The following is a 14,594-nucleotide window of genomic DNA, read 5'->3' as shown; positions in this document are numbered from 1 at the left end:
GCTACAGACCGTGAATCTCAAGCATCCACTCGTTCAGAGCGGCATAGTCGGTCTCGACAAGGCCCCTGCTCGGGTCGACCCGATGGAGCAGTGCTCTCCCCCGGTGGTGCTCGGAAACCCAGACGCGGTCAATGTCGCTGATCTCATCATCGACCCAGGCGAACGGACGCCCGGCCGCCCACCCAACGAGGCTGCGGGTCTTCCAGTGGATCCCCTCCCGTTCGTCCTGATCATCGATGGCGGACGGCTCAGGCCAGACCACGACCGGCAGTCGCGACAGGCCGATCCATGGCGAGACGCACTCGTTCGCATCGTCCATCCAGGTCGTGGCCCAGACCAGCTCGCACGGCAACGCCGCCAACCGCCGCCCGTGCGCGGGATCGATCCTGCTCAGCAGTGGGTTCGACCCGGTCGGTCGTGGTCCGCGTGCCGGCTCATGAGTCGGGTAGCCCTCCGGATGCTGCCGCGGGGTCGCACCGAACGGAATCAGAGGTCCGTCTACGTCGAGAAAGAGCAGCGGGAGCCGCACAGAACCGGTCACCGCCGCACGATAACGCGGCCGTTCACCTTCCTGCCGCCGTCGTCGTAGAACTCAGCCCTTGCCTGGGTGTCCTCGCGATGTCGAGAACGCCGTGGCCGCTCCGACCTTCCTCCGAAGGGAACCGCCGGATCGCCCGCCCCGCGGAAGACATCCGATTCGAAGGAGTACGCATGTCACGGAACATCGAGACCGTCAACACCTACCTGGACGGTTTCCGTAAGAACGATCATCAGCAGATCCTGTCCTGCCTGACTGACGACATCCAGTGGACCGTCTTCGGCGCCTTCCGCCTGACAGGCAAGGACGCCTATGACGGGGCCATCGACGGCCCGCCCGAGCTGGTCGACCCTCCCCAACTGGAGGTCGTGCGCATGGTCGAGCAGGGCGACGTCGTCATGGCGGAACTGACCGGGACGGTGCGGCGAGTCGCAGGCGGTGAGATGCGCATGTCCATGGCAGAGGTGTTCGTCATGCGCGACGGCAAGATCGCCGAGCGTCGTGCCTGGGTCATCGAACTGAAGGAGAACGACTACCGCTGAGGAGTTCGATCACGGGCGGCCCGGCCGCCGACGACTGTGCCCCGGGCCTCCCGGCATCTTGCGGGGTGCGGCGAGATCAATAGGAGTAACCGCTCGCGGCCTGAGCGGCACTGCAGGCGCGTTCGGCGGGGAGCACGGGAGGCGCCCATGACCGCCATGGGCTCCATACCTGTACGGTCGTCGGCCACACCTGGGCGAACAGGCAGGTCCCGTCCGGCTCTCGCAGGGCGATACCGATCCTGCCATCGTGCTCGGCGATGTCCTGGCGGATTCGCGGGTCCAGACGCAGGCCCCGTACCGCGCGACGGGCGGCGTCGAGATCGAGAGTGGTGGGCAGGTTCTTCTTCAGCCACGAGCTGGTTTCGGCCGGCAGTGTGGCCGGCGGCCGGAAGCCCCGGGGCGGGGCGCTCTCGGGACAGTCGATCTCGGTGACGTCCACCTTCCGGTCCGTCTTCCGCACCCGTCGATGGCCCGCTCGCGCGGGCTGGATCACCTTCAGATCGAAGCACAGGAACACCACCTCCGGCGGTGAGGGAGTATCCGACGAGCCCGTCGGGGGCCGTGGCGTACGATCCTTCCCGCGGACTTTGATCCGAACGCGTCCAGGATCACCGTCGCCATCGCCGGAGACGTCCAAGACCGTGACGTACTCCTCCTCCCGTGTGAGGTGGTAGCCGACGTCCTCGGCAATCCACAGGTCGTAGCCCGTCAGCTGGTCGGCGACCCGGTCGACGTGATCTCGTGCGTCGCGGACGGCCGGGTCGGTGACGCAGGCCGCCAGCGTGAGCAACGAGGCCAGGACGAGGAGCGTGAACCGGCGCACATATCCTTCGACATCGCGCGGGACACACAGGTTCGCGGCGAGCACGGGGCTTGGGGTCGGCGGTCAGCCGGGGGGTCATGAGGGTGACGGCGGCGATGGCAGGCGGGTGAGGGTCATAGCCGGGTGGCCGTGCGGATCAGACTGGCGAGGGCGAGGGAGCGGCTGTGCGCGGGCCAGGCGATGTGGGTGACGACCGGGGGTGCGTCGGTCAGGGGGACGGCGGCGTGCTCGGCCCATAGCCAGGCGCGGGCGGAGTCGGGGAAGACGGCCACGGTGCGTCCGAGGGCGATCAGCTGGGCCAGCTGCGTCTGGTCGTGGATCTCGGGGCCCGGGCCTGGCGGGAACGTGCCGTGGCGCGACCAGCGGGCGAGCGGAAGGTCGGGAATGTCGCTGACGTCGGCGATGGACAACGTCCTCTGCGCGGCGAGGGGGTGCCCGGCGGGCAGGATCGCGATCTGCCCCTCGGTCAGCAGTTCCTCGCTGTCGAACCCGGCGAGGGAGTTGAACGGCTTGTGCATGAGCGCCACGTCGGCGCGGCCGTCGCGCAGCATCTCCTCCTGCTCGCACGTGCCGCTCGGCAGCACCTCGATCTCGGCGGCGTCGGGCTCGGCCGCGTAGGCGTCGAGGAGCTTGTGCAGCAGCTCGTGCGACGCGCCGGCCTTCACTGCCAGCACCAGGCGGTTGCGGGGAGCGCCCGGGCTGTCGGCGCCACCGGCGCGACGGGTGCGGCGAGCGGCGGCGGTGGTCGCGTCGAGGGCCGCGCGGCCCTCGTGCAGCAGCATCTCTCCGGCGCCGGTCAGGGTGACGCCGCGGCGGTTGCGGTTCAGCAGGGAGACGCCGAGGCGCCGCTCGAGCTGCTGGATCGCCCGGGACAGCGGTGGCTGGGCCATGCCGAGGCGCTCGGCGGCGCGGCCGAAGTGCAGTTCCTCGGCAACGGCCATGAAGTACCTCAGCTCACGGGTCTCCAAGGTGTCCATGGCCGCAGCATACCTAGGTGATACCTACCGGGTATGACAGGGCACCGTATCGGTGTTGGATGCACCACTCGTCCACGAGCGAACATCGACGGCATGAGCGAAGCGAGAATCGCGCTGGTGACCGGCGCGAACAAGGGAATCGGGTACGAGATCGCGGCGGGGCTGGGCGCCCTCGGGTACCGCGTGGGCGTGGGAGCCCGCGACGAGGCCCGACGCGAAACCGCCGTCGCGAAGTTGCGGGCCGCCGGAGTGGACGCGTTCGGGGTGCCGCTGGACGTGACCGGCGACCGGAGCGTCACCGATGCGGCGGACCTGGTCGAACGACAGGCCGGGCGGCTGGACGTCCTGGTCAACAACGCCGGCATCTCAGGAGAGACAGGGCCGGGGTGGGTGCAGGACCCGACCACGCTCGACCTCGACGTCGTCCGTGAGGTCGTGGAGACCAACGTCATCGGTGTCATCCGGGTGACCAACGCGATGCTGCCGCTGTTGCGGCGCTCGGCGTCGCCGCGCATCGTCAACGCCTCCAGCAGCGTCGGTTCGGTGACCTGGCAGGCGGACCCGGACATCGACGTCGGTCCGATCATGGCGGCCTACTCGCCGACGAAGTCGTTCCTCAATGCCGTCACCGTGCACTACGCCAGACAGTTCGCCGGCACGAACATCCTGATCAACGCCGCCTGTCCGGGCCTGGTCGCGACCGACTTCACCGGCTTCCAAGGGCGCCCTCCCGAGCAGGCCGCGGCCACCGCGATCCGTCTCGCCACCCTGCCCGACGGCGGCCCGACCGGCTCGTTCTTCAACGACGACGGCGTCATCCCCTGGTGACCCCCGAACCTGCCGTGGCCGAGCCCGGACGATGGCCGTGGTCCAGGGCTCGGGCGTGTGTGCCGACGCGAGACGTGCCCGCCATCGCCCTTCCCGCGCGGGGTTGACCACAGGCTCGGCCTGAGCCGCTGGCAAGCGGGACTTTCAGGCCCTCAACCCACGTACAGCAGCCGCTTGAGGGCCAGAGGGTCGCCTACCAGGCCTACGCCGCCTTCGGCGAGCGCGGCGTCGAGCGAGGCCGGGTCGGCCAGGAGGCTGCTGAGCGTCTTGGGGTCCGTACGCAGCGAGATGTCGGCCGTGGCGGGTTCGCCGCTCTGCACCTCGAATTTTCCGGACTCTGCGCGGACCGTCCAGACCGAGCCGTCGAGATCGAGGTGACAGACGATCGGCGGCGCGTCCGGGTCGGGACGAGCGTGACCGCGCCAGAAGATCAGCACCGAGGTGGCGCTGAGTGAGGTCGGCTCTGGGGGGCTGGGGGCATCGATACCCCAGTCGCTCAGAGCCAGGACGACCGGTTCCAGCTTCCGGCCCCACTCTGTCAGTTCGTAGACCTGCGGGCCCGCCGTCGGCACCAGCAGGCGGCGATGGATCACCCCGCGCTGTTCGAGTTCTCGAAGTCGGTCCGCGAGCAGGTTGGAGCTGGCGTTGGGCAGAGCGTGCCGCAGGTCGGAGAAGCGTTGCGGCACCAGGAGCAGCTCCCGGATGACCAGCAGTGCCCACCGCTCGCCGACGACGTCGAGAGCCCGAGCCATCCCGCATGCGTCCCGATAGCTACGACTGGTCGGCATGGCCGCTCTCCCCTTTGTCCGCCTGGATCCGACCATGCTAGTTGCTTGTCACAACATGCCTGCCCGCCCCAACGACGTCGAGAACTCCAGTCATGAGTCCGAACAGGACTGCTCCCCGTCCCACCTCGATATGAAATAACTACTCATTGCAGTTGTTTTTAACAACCATCGCCGGTTATCGTTTGAGCAGTCGACCTGGCGGAACCAGCGACAGATTCATGCGACAGCCAGTGGCCCACATCCAGATCACCGGACCGATCCGGTGGTGGAGCCGGCGCCACGGTCGCGCGACGAACCCCGGCAGACAGGAGCCCGCCATGAGTATTTCGTTTTCGGGACAGACCGCAGCGACAGCTCAGAAACCCCAGCATGCGACGATCGTGGATCCCGATGCGCACCAGGTCTTGTTCGAGAATGAACACGTCCGGGTGATCCAGGCGCGCGCGTCTCACGGTTGGGAGAGCGCGATGCACTCGCACGCCCCGATGCTGGTGGTCAACCTCGGCTCCGGGCGACAGAAAGTGACCTGGGCGGATGGGACGACGCAGATCGTGGACCTGAACCCCGGTGCGGTCGTCTGGCAGGAAGACGCCTTCGATCACGCCTGGGAGTTGCTGGCGGGCGAAGTCAACGTGGTCCTCGTAGAGGTCAAGTCGGCCAACGCCGGACAACAGGAGCTGCTGACGCCATGAGCTGAGGGCGAAGACCTGCTCGCTGCCGGCCCGCCCGCGGTCGACCCGGGGACGGGCCGGTCCGCGCCCTCCTGCAACGCCCCGATGTAGGGGAAATCCAGGTCGGCCCGTCAGGTGGCCCTACTTGACGCCCGCCTCCCGCATGTCCCGCAGCTCCCGCTTGAGCTCCTTGATCTCATCCCGCAACCGGGCCGCCACCTCGAACTGCAGATCAGCCGCGGCCTGATGCATCTGCTCGGTCAGCGACTCGATCAACGACTCCATCTGCGCCCGAGGCATCTCCCCCGCGATGGCCCGAGCATGCTGCCCGGCCTTGGCCGCGAATCCGGGCACCGGCGCCTTGCCGCGCGACTGCTGCCGCCCGCCCCCCATGAGCTGCTGGGTGTCGGCGTCCTCCCGCTGCAACGAGTCGAGGATGTCGGCGATCTTCTTACGCAGCGGCTGCGGATCGAGCCCGCGAGCCTCGTTGTAGGCCACCTGCTTGGCCCGCCGCCGGTTGGTCTCGTCGATGGCCCGCTCCATGGACGGCGTCACCTTGTCGGCGTACATGTGCACCTGTCCGGAGACGTTTCGAGCCGCTCGCCCGATGGTCTGGATCAGGGAGGTCTCCGACCGCAGGAATCCCTCCTTGTCGGCGTCGAGGATGGCGACCAGCGACACCTCGGGCAGGTCGAGGCCTTCACGCAGCAGGTTGATGCCCACCAGCACGTCGTACTCCCCGCCCCGGAGCTCGCGCAGCAGCTCGATGCGCCGCAGGGTGTCGACCTCGCTGTGCAGGTAGCGGACCCGGATGCCGAGCTCCAGAAGGTAGTCGGTCAGGTCCTCGGACATCTTCTTGGTGAGCGTGGTGACCAGGACGCGCTCGTCACGCTCGGCCCGCTCGCGGATCTCGTGCACCAGGTCGTCGATCTGGCCCTTGGTCGGCTTGACGACGATCTCGGGGTCGATGAGCCCGGTGGGGCGGATGACCTGCTCGACGACCTCGCCCTTGGCGCGGCCGAGCTCGTAGGGGCCGGGGGTGGCCGACAGGTAGACGGTCTGCCCGATGCGCTCCAGGAACTCCTCCCACTTGAGCGGCCGGTTGTCGAGCGCGGACGGCAGCCGGAAGCCGTGGTCGACGAGGGTGCGCTTGCGGGAGGCGTCGCCTTCGTACATGGCGCCGATCTGCGGCACGGTCTGGTGGGACTCGTCGAGGACGAGCAGGAAGTCCTCGGGGAAGTAATCGAGCAGCGTGTTGGGGGCGCTGCCGGGCGATCGGCCGTCCATGTGCCGCGAGTAGTTCTCGATGCCGGAGCAGGTGCCGATCTGGCGCATCATCTCCAGGTCGTAGGTGGTGCGCATGCGCAACCGCTGCGCCTCCAGCAGCTTGCCCTGCCGCTCCAGCTCCGACAGCCGGTCGGTCAGCTCGGCCTCGATGCCGGTGACGGCGGCCGTCATCCGCTCCTCGCCGGCGACGTAGTGGGAGGCGGGGAAGATGTAGAGCTCTTCGTCCTCGGTGATGACCTCGCCGGTCAGCGGGTGCATGGTGGAGAGCTTCTCGATCTCGTCGCCGAACATCTCGATCCGGACGGCGAGCTCTTCGTACTTGGGGATGATCTCGATGGTGTCGCCGCGGACCCGGAAGGTGCCACGGGTGAAGGCCAGGTCGTTGCGGGTGTACTGCATGTCGACGAGGCGGCGCAGCAGCTGATCGCGGTCGACGTCCATGCCGACGCGCAGCCGGGCCATGCGGTCGACGTACTCCTGAGGCGTGCCGAGGCCGTAGATGCAGGAGACGGAGGCGACCACGATGGTGTCGCGGCGGGTGAGCAGCGAGTTGGTCGCCGAGTGGCGCAGCCGCTCCACCTCGTCGTTGATCGAGGAGTCCTTCTCGATGTAGGTGTCGCTCTGCGGGACGTACGCCTCGGGCTGGTAGTAGTCGTAATAGGAGACGAAGTATTCGACCGCGTTGTTGGGCAGCATCTCCCGCAGCTCGTTGGCGAACTGGGCGGCGAGCGTCTTGTTGGGCTGCATGACGAGCGTGGGCCGCTGCAGCCGCTCGATGAGCCAGGCCACGGTGGCGGTCTTGCCCGTGCCTGTGGCGCCGAGCAGGACGTTGTCCTTCTCTCCGGCCAGGATGCGGCGCTCCAGCTCGGCGATGGCCGTCGGCTGGTCGCCGGAGGGAGTCATCTCGGTGACGACCTCGAAGGGCGCCACCTTCCGCTGCAAATCTGTGACCGGTCGCATGCTGCCAATGTAGGCGAGGCGACCGACAGAAACGTCAGGCGGTCCGCTCGCCGATGCGGGGGAAGGGCGTGGTGGAGAAGACCACCTCCACGGGTACGTCGAAGTACTCGGCGATGCGCAGCGCCAGGTAGAGGCTGGGGCTGTATTCGCCGCGTTCGAGATAGCCGACGGTCTGGTAGTGCACGCCGAGTGCGTCGGCCAGCTGCCTGCGGGTGACTCCGCGTTCGGCGCGCAGCAGGGCGATGCGGTTGTAGACGGTCTCGCTCATCGTCGTCCATCTTCTCAGCCGATGCGCTGCAGTGCCCGCTCGCGGCGCGCGGTCATCAGGGATCCCGACTCGCGCCTGGCCATCCTGCGCAGGATCGGCGGGGCCAGCACGAGCCCGGCCACGGACCAGGCGAGGAGCACTCCGAGCGTCTCCAGGGGCCGCCAGGAGCCGCCGATCTCGGCGGCGGCGGCCGCGTCCGGCAGCAGCGCCGCGCGCATGCCGAGGCCGAGCCAGTAGAGCGGGAACGCCTGGGCGACGACCTGCAGCCAGGTGGCGAGCGCGGCGATCGGGTAGAAGATGCCGGAGACACTGGCGAGCGCGCCGAAAAAGAGCATCGACAGGCCGGTGCTCGCCTGCGGGCTGTTGACCAGCGAGCCGATCACCGCGCCCCACGGCAGGGTGGCCACCAGTCCCAGCACGGCCACCCAGGCCACGGTGAGCCAGCCGCCGAGTCCCGCGCCGGCCAGCCCCGGCACCAGGAACAGACCGGCGACGAGCACGGTCAACAGGCTTATCGCGGCGCCGAGCGAGAGCGACACGATCCGGCCGACGAGGTAGCCGACCATGCCCTGCGGCAGCGCCTTGGCCCGCAGCAGAGTGCCGTCCTCACGCTCGACGGCCAGCGCGCCGACCGCTCCGACGAGCCCGTTGAAGGCCATGCCGATGCCGAGGACGCCCGGCAGCGTGGCCGCTGCCAGGGACAGGTCGGTGCCCGGCACCTTGGCGTCGCGCTGGAAGTAGAGCACGACGACGAAGGCCGCCGTGGTGACGATGGTGAAGCCGATGTCCTGCGCGTTGGTCAAGCTGTGCTTGAACTCGGCCCACCCCCTGGACAGCCCCAGCCGGACCGCGTGCGATGTCGGGTTCATCGAATCTCCTTGAGTGTGGAGCCCCGTTCCTTCACGGCCGGTGGGAACGCGGAGCAGTGCTGCGGTATCGAACATGCGACTGATTCTTAGCTGATCGTTCGGTAGGGTGTGAGGTGTGGCGCAGATGGTGAAGCGGGCGTTCAAGTACCGCTTCTATCCGACTCCCGAGCAAGCCTCCGAGCTTGCCCGGACGTTCGGCTGCGTCCGCCTCGTCTACAACAAGGCGTTGGAGGAACGGACCCGCGCTTACACCCGGGAAGGCCGTCGCGTCTCCTATGTGGAGTCGTCGGCTCGGCTGACGGAGTGGAAGCGTGGCGGTGACTATGACTTCCTGTTCGAGGTGTCGTCGGTGCCGTTGCAGCAGGCGTTGCGACATTTGCAGGCTGCGTTCGCGAACTTCTTCGCCAAGCGCGCCCAGTACCCAACGTTCAAGTCCCGCAAGAGGTCGCGGCTGTCGGCCGAGTACACCCGCTCGGCGTTCTACTGGCGGGACGGCCGGCTCACCCTGGCGAAGATGGACGCACCACTCGACATTCACTGGTCGCGTCCGCTTCCGGAAGGGGCCGAGCCGTCCAAGGTGACGGTGTCGAAGGACGCGGCCGGGCGCTGGTTCGTGTCCCTGCTGTGCGAGGAGAAGATCAGCCCGCTCGCTCCGGTCGAGGCTGCGGTGGGTGTGGACGCGGGCCTCACGGCGCTGGCCACGCTGTCCACCGGGGAGAAGATCGTCAACCCGCGCCACGAGCGCCGGGATCGGCGCCGGCTGGCCAAGGCGCAGCGGGCGCTCGCCCGCACCGACAAGGGCAGCAACAACCGGGCCAAGGCGCGGCTGCGGGTGGCCAGGGTGTACGCCCGCATCGCCGACCGCCGCCGCGACCACTTGCACAAGGTCAGCACACGGCTTGTTCGCGAGAATCAAGTGATCGCCGTGGAAGACCTCACCGTGCGTAACATGGTGAAGAACCACTCGCTGGCTCGCGCGATCTCGGATGCGGGCTGGCGGGAGCTGCGCATGATGCTGGAGTACAAGGCGACCTGGTACGGGCGGGAACTCGTGGTCGTGGACCGCTGGTTCCCCTCCTCCAAGCTGTGCTCGACATGCGGGACATTGCGGGACACGATGCCGCTGAACGTCCGGGAGTGGACCTGCGCCTGCGGCGCGACCCACGACCGCGATGTGAACGCCGCGAAGAACATCCTCGCCGCCGGGCTGGCGGAGAGGTGAAACGCCTGTCGAGCTGATGTAAGACCTCAAGGAGAGTCCTCTCTGGCGGGCGGTCGGCGTTGAAGCAGGAAACCTCACGGGCGACCGTGAGATCCCCCTCGTTTACGAGGAGGGTGATGTCAACCTTCCTCCTTCTTCAGGATGGCCATGTAGGTGTCCTCGAGCGTGGCGCGCCGTACCTCCAGGTCGTCGATCTCCTCGCCGTACTGCGCGAACAGGCCGCGGACGAAGCCGGTGGCGTCGTCGGTGGCGTGCACGAAGTGCTCGCCGGCGCGGCTCCAGCGGACCTGCGCGTCGCGGGAGACCTCGCGGGACAGGCGGTCGGCGCTGCCGTCGGCGATGATCTTGCCGCCGGTCAGGATGAGGATGCGGTCGGCGAGCTTCTCGGCCTCGTCCAGGTCGTGGGTGGTGAGCAGGATGGTGGTGTCGTCGAGGTCCGACAGCCGGTGCACCAGGTCGTGGAAGTCGCGGCGGGCCTGCGGGTCGAAGCCCGAGGTCGGCTCGTCGAGGAAGAGCACCTCGGGGCGGCCGACGATGCCGATGGCGACGTCCAGGCGGCGGCGCTGGCCGCCGGAGAGTCTGTTGACGCGCCGGCCGGCCTGCTCGGTGAGGCCGACGGCCTCGATGAGCTCGCCGGTGTCGAGGGGGCGCGGCCTGCTCGGCGTGGAGTAGGGGGCGTAGTAGCGGCCCAGGTGGTCGAGGAGCCGGTGCACGGGCCAGCGGCCGTGGTCGCGCCAGGACTGCAGGACGACGCCCAGCCTGGCCCGCCACCGCTCGTCGCCCTTGGCCGGGTCGGTGCCGAGCACGCGTACGTGTCCGGCGGAGGGCATGCGGAAGCCTTCGAGGATCTCGATCGTGGTGGTCTTGCCCGCGCCGTTGGGGCCGAGCAGCGCGATCACCTCGCCGGGCGCCACGCTGAAGTCGACCCCGCGCAGCACCTCCAGCGGCCCGTAGCTCATGTGCAGTCCGCTGACTTCGAGTGCGGCGTCGGTGTTTATCACATTGATGTCTCCATCCAGAGCCCTGATGGCGCTCATGACCCCCTCCATGTAGTAGGTGTACTACATGGATAGCACAACTGCTATGAATGGCAACAGAGTTGCAACATTCCGTTGCAAGCGAACATTAAGTCGCACCCGATACGGTCGAATCCGCCTGAAGCGGAAGAGGAAGGTGCGATGTCACGACCTAGAGAGGCCCTTATCCAGGCAGGCCAGGGCCTAGCCCAGACAGTCGTCCAGGGAGGCAACGTCCGGCAGGCCGTGGGGCAGGCGATCGGCCAGGCCGGTCAGCAGCTGGGACAGCAGGCGCAGGGGTTCGCGCTCAACCCGCATGACTTCGCCGCGGCTCGCGACGGCGGCGTCTCGATCGGCACCCAGATCGAGGCGCGCACCGCGTCGCTGACCGACGCCGGCGAGATCGTCAACCGCAGCTTCGCCGAGAACGGCATGCACGTCATCTCCCCCGTGGTGATCCCCAAGGGCAACATCGCGAAGGTGGTCCTGCAGCTGGGCGTCCTGGTGGTGCTCGGCCTGATCGGCGCGCTCGGCAACGTCATCCCCAACACCGACCTGTTCTTCGGCCCCCACTACTGGGTCGTGCTGGTGCTGGCCGCCGTCTTCCTGTGGTGGCGCCGCAGCGTGGTCATGGTGCCCGAGGGCTGCAAGGCGCTGATCACCAAGTTCGGCAAGATGGTGCAGATCGCGGACCCGGGCCGGGTGACGCTGTTCAACCCGTGGAAGCGGGTCAGCTACATCGTCAACACCACCCGCGAGTACCCGTTCAACGCCCCCATCAGCGAGGCGCCGACCCAGCAGGGCGTCAAGGCGAGCGTCGACCTGTTCCTGCAGTTCAGGATCGAGAACCCGGCCGAGTTCATCTTCGTGCTCGGCTCGGTGAGCGGCTTCCAGTCCAAGCTCCAGAACGCCATCAGCGAGGTCACCCGCTCCCTGATCTACGCCCAGCGGGCCGAGGACATCTACGACCTGGTGGGCGAGAGCACGGTCGGCATGCTGGACAACCTCAACCAGCAGTTCCTGCCCGCGGTACGGCTCACGGACGTGAACATCACCCACGCCGAGCCGTCCAGCCAGGAATACCGCATGGACCTGGCCGCCCCCGAGATGGTGCGGGTGGCCAAGGAGGCCTACACCTACGAGTACGAGCTGCAGCTGCGCAAGGAGCAGAACGAGGGCGACCTGGTCAAGGAGCTCGCCGGGCTGCAGGAGACGCTGAGCGGGATCCAGGCGGAGATCGCCGGTTACCAGGCACGGATGGACACCGCCCTGGAGCGGGCCACCCACCAGGCCACCGCGCAGGCCAGGCAGCGCCTGGTCGAGGCCGAGTCCTCGGCCAAGGCCAACTCGGCCCTGCTGGAGGCGCAGGCGCTGGACATCCGGGCGCTCAGCGCGGCAGAGGCGCCGGAGATCCTCGACTACCGCTTCCAGCAGGACCTGCTGGACAAGCTGGAGTCGGTCTCGGCCCGGCTGCCGCAGGTCGTGCAGGTGGGCGAGCAGACCGACATCGACTTCCTGGCGCTGGCCCAGCAGCTCATCGGCGGCAAGGGCGCGGCCCTGTTCTCGCCCGAGGACATGGCCACCATCCAGTCCAGGCTGTCGGCGATCGGCGAGCGCGTCTCGGACCGCCAGACGGAGATCGACGAGCTGCTCCAGCAGGTCGCGGAAGATGTCAACGAGGCGTCCGACACGGACATCGTCACCGTGTCCGCCCCGGCTCCGGCCGGCGGCCGGAGCCACACGCAGAGCATCGAGGGTGAGGTCCGATGAGCCGCCAGTTCTCGAAGATCAAGGAGTCGGTGGCCTCCTGGTCCGACATCCGCCAGCTTCTGCGCGGTGGCGAGCAGGGCCAACTCGTGCCCGTCGTCATCCCCAAGGACCGGCGCGGGTTCGCCTGGATGACGCTGATCTTCATCGCCCTTTACTGCGCCGGCATGGCCGTGCTGACGGACTGGACCGTCGTGGCCGCGCTGGCGGCGGTGTTCTTCCTGGTCGTCGGGCTGGTCTGGATGTGGCGCCGGGCGATCATCGAGATCGAGGAGGGCACCACGGGGGTGCACAGCCACTGGGGCGCCATCACCGGCACGCTGACCCCCGGCCGTCACTACCTCTGGCTGCCGTGGGACCGGGTGGACGCGGTGGTCGACACCTCCACCGAGATCCCCTACTCGGCGCCGATCGTGGCCTGCCCCACGGCCGAGAACGTGCCGCTGAAGTCGATCGAGTTCTTCCTGAAGTTCCGTATCGTGGACCCTGTGGCGTTCGTGCGCACGATCGGTGCCGGCAACTTCGACCTGGTGCTGTCGAGCGCCGTGCAGGACGCGATCCGGCAGCGCAGCCGCAGGGTCAACACCGAGCGGGCCTACGACCTGCGCGGCTCCGACGTCGGCGACATGCAGGACGCGCTCAACCGCCAGCTCGGCCGCTACGGCGTGCGCATCACCGGCGCGAACATCCCCGACCTGCAGCTGCCCGACACCTACCAGCAGCACCTGTCCACCCGCGAGAAGGTGGCCAAGGAGCTGTCGGCCTACGAGCGCGAGTGGGAGCTGACCCGCAAGCGGCGCATCGACACGCTGCTCATGGAGATCGAGCGTTCCAAGAAGACCAGGGACGCCCGCGTCGTGGAGGTCAAGGCCGCCCACAACACCGCGCGCAAGGACGTGGCGCGCATGCTGGAGGAGCAGGCCACCGAGGCGCAGCGGGTCCGCTGGGAGATCGAGGCGCGCGGCCGCGCCGAGCTCACCTCCGCCGAGAACGAGGCCAAGGCCCTGCGCAGGCTGGCCGCCTCCTACCGTGACAACCGGGCCGTGCTGCAGTACGAGCTGGCCCGCAGGCGCCTCGACGTGGGCGCCAAGCTGGCGGAGAGCGCTCCCCAGCCGCTGGTGGTCCGCACCCAGCCGGGCACCGGCGACTCCGCACTCTCCACCCTGTTGCTGGCCCAGCTGCTTCCCCGCATCTCGGCCGGCGCGAACGGCCAGGCACCGACCTCATAGGAGAACACATGGTCTTCCGCAAACTGATGGCCGCTTTCGGCGCGGGTGTCGAAGTAGACACGGTGCTGACCAACGCCACCGTGCGCCCCGGCGAGCCGCTGCGCGGGGTGGTCAACTTCAAGGGCGGCGGCTCCGACGCCAAGGTGGAGGGGATCTTCATCGACCTCACCGCGGTGGTCGAGGTCGAGTCCGGCGACAACGAGTACAAGACGACCTACAGCTTCCAGCGCCAGCAGGTGGCGGGCTCGTTCCAGCTGGCCTCCGGCGCGCAGCACGGGCAGCCGTTCGAGATCCCCGTCCCATGGGAGACGCCGATCAGCGCGATCGCCGGGCAGCCGCTGCGCGGCATGCGGCTGGGCGTGCACACCGAGCTGGCGCTGGCGGGCGCCCTCGACAAGGGCGACCTGGACCCGCTGTTCGTCACCCCGCTGCCGGCGCAGGAGCAGGTCATCGCCGCGCTGGACCGGCTGGGCTTCCAGTTCAAGAAGGCCGACCTCGAACGCGGCACGCTGCGTGGCTCGACGATGCCGTTCTTCCAGGAGATCGAGTACTACGCGGGCGGTCAGTGGCGCAGCCACTTCAACGAGCTGGAGCTGACGTTCATCGCCGGGCCGCGGCAGCTGGACGTCATCCTGGAGGCCGACAAGCGGGGCGGGTTCCTGTCCTCCGGTCACGACTCCTACAACCGCTTCACCGTACGGCACGACGACAATCCCGGCGCGGCCGAGCAGGCCTTGCAGCACGGCCTGGAGCAGATGGCGCGTAAGCGCGGCTGGTTCTGACCGGAGCGACGGACTAACGGACGGACG

General features: G+C 68.4%; 14 protein-coding genes and 1 pseudogene. 7 read left to right on the top strand and 8 right to left on the bottom strand.

Features of this window, described 5'->3' with window-relative positions; translation table 11 throughout:
* Window position 1 precedes the first annotated feature (1 nt).
* Window positions 2-541 (bottom strand): HAD domain-containing protein, encoded by a 540-nt coding sequence (locus ACTMTF_RS02570; RefSeq protein WP_441109021.1) that lies wholly within the window; start codon window positions 539-541, stop codon window positions 2-4.
* A 170-nt stretch (window positions 542-711) separates the two neighbouring features.
* Here ACTMTF_RS02570 and ACTMTF_RS02565 point away from each other — a divergent pair, with 170 nt between their 5' ends.
* Window positions 712-1,080 carry a nuclear transport factor 2 family protein gene (locus tag ACTMTF_RS02565; RefSeq protein WP_441109020.1) on the top strand — a complete coding sequence of 123 codons (369 nt, stop codon included), beginning with the start codon at window positions 712-714 and terminating at the stop codon, window positions 1,078-1,080.
* Between the two features lie 76 nt (window positions 1,081-1,156).
* Here the strand turns inward: ACTMTF_RS02565 and ACTMTF_RS02560 are convergent, their stop codons facing one another.
* Window positions 1,157-1,903 carry a hypothetical protein gene (locus tag ACTMTF_RS02560; RefSeq protein WP_441109019.1) on the bottom strand — a complete coding sequence of 249 codons (747 nt, stop codon included), beginning with the start codon at window positions 1,901-1,903 and terminating at the stop codon, window positions 1,157-1,159.
* A gap of 113 nt (window positions 1,904-2,016) precedes the next feature.
* Complete coding sequence (locus ACTMTF_RS02555; protein WP_441109018.1) at window positions 2,017-2,880, bottom strand: LysR family transcriptional regulator; 864 nt, start codon at window positions 2,878-2,880, stop codon at window positions 2,017-2,019.
* Between the two features lie 93 nt (window positions 2,881-2,973).
* Here ACTMTF_RS02555 and ACTMTF_RS02550 point away from each other — a divergent pair, with 93 nt between their 5' ends.
* Entirely contained in the window at window positions 2,974-3,708 is a 735-nt protein-coding gene (locus tag ACTMTF_RS02550; RefSeq protein WP_441109017.1) for an SDR family oxidoreductase, read from the top strand.
* 152 nt (window positions 3,709-3,860) lie between these two features.
* On the opposite strand, the gene ACTMTF_RS02545 is transcribed toward ACTMTF_RS02550, so the two are convergent.
* Window positions 3,861-4,496: a winged helix-turn-helix transcriptional regulator gene (locus ACTMTF_RS02545; protein ID WP_441109016.1), complete on the bottom strand. Its 636-nt coding sequence runs from the start codon at window positions 4,494-4,496 to the stop codon at window positions 3,861-3,863.
* A 317-nt stretch (window positions 4,497-4,813) separates the two neighbouring features.
* Between ACTMTF_RS02545 and ACTMTF_RS02540 the strand changes: the two genes are divergently transcribed.
* Window positions 4,814-5,188: a hypothetical protein gene (locus tag ACTMTF_RS02540; protein ID WP_441109015.1), complete on the top strand. Its 375-nt coding sequence runs from the start codon at window positions 4,814-4,816 to the stop codon at window positions 5,186-5,188.
* Between the two features lie 120 nt (window positions 5,189-5,308).
* Here ACTMTF_RS02540 and uvrB read toward each other — a convergent pair whose 3' ends face one another.
* The 3 genes from uvrB to ACTMTF_RS02525 are packed head-to-tail and all read right to left on the bottom strand — an operon-like array spanning window position 5,309 to window position 8,551.
* A complete protein-coding gene (gene uvrB, locus ACTMTF_RS02535; RefSeq protein WP_441109014.1) occupies window positions 5,309-7,414 on the bottom strand; it encodes an excinuclease ABC subunit UvrB in 2,106 nt (701 codons plus the stop codon).
* A 34-nt stretch (window positions 7,415-7,448) separates the two neighbouring features.
* Entirely contained in the window at window positions 7,449-7,682 is a 234-nt protein-coding gene (locus ACTMTF_RS02530) for a helix-turn-helix transcriptional regulator (RefSeq protein WP_397000687.1), read from the bottom strand.
* Between the two features lie 14 nt (window positions 7,683-7,696).
* Window positions 7,697-8,551 (bottom strand): ABC transporter permease, encoded by an 855-nt coding sequence (locus ACTMTF_RS02525; protein ID WP_441109013.1) that lies wholly within the window; start codon window positions 8,549-8,551, stop codon window positions 7,697-7,699.
* A 124-nt stretch (window positions 8,552-8,675) separates the two neighbouring features.
* Between ACTMTF_RS02525 and ACTMTF_RS02520 the strand changes: the two are divergent.
* Window positions 8,676-9,859 (top strand): annotated as a pseudogene (locus tag ACTMTF_RS02520) (RNA-guided endonuclease InsQ/TnpB family protein); the annotation flags it as partial.
* A gap of 33 nt (window positions 9,860-9,892) precedes the next feature.
* On the opposite strand, the gene ACTMTF_RS02515 reads toward ACTMTF_RS02520, so the two are convergent.
* Window positions 9,893-10,810: an ABC transporter ATP-binding protein gene (locus tag ACTMTF_RS02515; RefSeq protein WP_441109012.1), complete on the bottom strand. Its 918-nt coding sequence runs from the start codon at window positions 10,808-10,810 to the stop codon at window positions 9,893-9,895.
* A gap of 141 nt (window positions 10,811-10,951) precedes the next feature.
* On the opposite strand from ACTMTF_RS02515, the gene ACTMTF_RS02510 reads away from it, so the two are divergent.
* From ACTMTF_RS02510 to ACTMTF_RS02500, 3 genes are read left to right on the top strand one after another with little or no spacing between them, the layout of a single operon-like run.
* Window positions 10,952-12,559, top strand: coding sequence for an SPFH domain-containing protein (locus ACTMTF_RS02510; protein WP_441109011.1), 1,608 nt, complete (start codon window positions 10,952-10,954; stop codon window positions 12,557-12,559).
* A complete protein-coding gene (locus ACTMTF_RS02505; RefSeq protein WP_441109010.1) occupies window positions 12,556-13,785 on the top strand; it encodes an SPFH domain-containing protein in 1,230 nt (409 codons plus the stop codon). The genes ACTMTF_RS02510 and ACTMTF_RS02505 overlap by 4 nt, the downstream gene beginning before the upstream one ends.
* A gap of 8 nt (window positions 13,786-13,793) precedes the next feature.
* A complete protein-coding gene (locus ACTMTF_RS02500) occupies window positions 13,794-14,567 on the top strand; it encodes a sporulation protein (RefSeq protein ID WP_397000697.1) in 774 nt (257 codons plus the stop codon).
* Window positions 14,568-14,594: the final 27 nt, after the last annotated feature.

It is taken from the genome of Nonomuraea sp. ZG12 (assembly GCF_052068115.1).
GTDB lineage: Bacteria > Actinomycetota > Actinomycetes > Streptosporangiales > Streptosporangiaceae > Nonomuraea.
The sequence above is the reverse complement of the archived record's forward strand: the minus strand, read 5'-3'. Positions and strand labels throughout refer to the sequence as shown.

What these genes read in the sequence shown, in the direction of transcription:
- ACTMTF_RS02565 (WP_441109020.1), top strand. Translation starts at nt 712, where the DNA reads ATGTCACGGAACATCGAGACCGTCAACACCTACCTGGACGGTTTCCGT.
- ACTMTF_RS02555 (WP_441109018.1), bottom strand. Translation starts at nt 2,880, where the DNA reads ATGGACACCTTGGAGACCCGTGAGCTGAGGTACTTCATGGCCGTTGCC.
- ACTMTF_RS02550 (WP_441109017.1), top strand. Translation starts at nt 2,974, where the DNA reads ATGAGCGAAGCGAGAATCGCGCTGGTGACCGGCGCGAACAAGGGAATC.
- ACTMTF_RS02545 (WP_441109016.1), bottom strand. Translation starts at nt 4,496, where the DNA reads ATGCCGACCAGTCGTAGCTATCGGGACGCATGCGGGATGGCTCGGGCT.
- ACTMTF_RS02540 (WP_441109015.1), top strand. Translation starts at nt 4,814, where the DNA reads ATGAGTATTTCGTTTTCGGGACAGACCGCAGCGACAGCTCAGAAACCC.
- uvrB (WP_441109014.1), bottom strand. Translation starts at nt 7,414, where the DNA reads ATGCGACCGGTCACAGATTTGCAGCGGAAGGTGGCGCCCTTCGAGGTC.
- ACTMTF_RS02530 (WP_397000687.1), bottom strand. Translation starts at nt 7,682, where the DNA reads ATGAGCGAGACCGTCTACAACCGCATCGCCCTGCTGCGCGCCGAACGC.
- ACTMTF_RS02525 (WP_441109013.1), bottom strand. Translation starts at nt 8,551, where the DNA reads ATGAACCCGACATCGCACGCGGTCCGGCTGGGGCTGTCCAGGGGGTGG.
- ACTMTF_RS02515 (WP_441109012.1), bottom strand. Translation starts at nt 10,810, where the DNA reads ATGAGCGCCATCAGGGCTCTGGATGGAGACATCAATGTGATAAACACC.
- ACTMTF_RS02510 (WP_441109011.1), top strand. Translation starts at nt 10,952, where the DNA reads ATGTCACGACCTAGAGAGGCCCTTATCCAGGCAGGCCAGGGCCTAGCC.
- ACTMTF_RS02505 (WP_441109010.1), top strand. Translation starts at nt 12,556, where the DNA reads ATGAGCCGCCAGTTCTCGAAGATCAAGGAGTCGGTGGCCTCCTGGTCC.
- ACTMTF_RS02500 (WP_397000697.1), top strand. Translation starts at nt 13,794, where the DNA reads ATGGTCTTCCGCAAACTGATGGCCGCTTTCGGCGCGGGTGTCGAAGTA.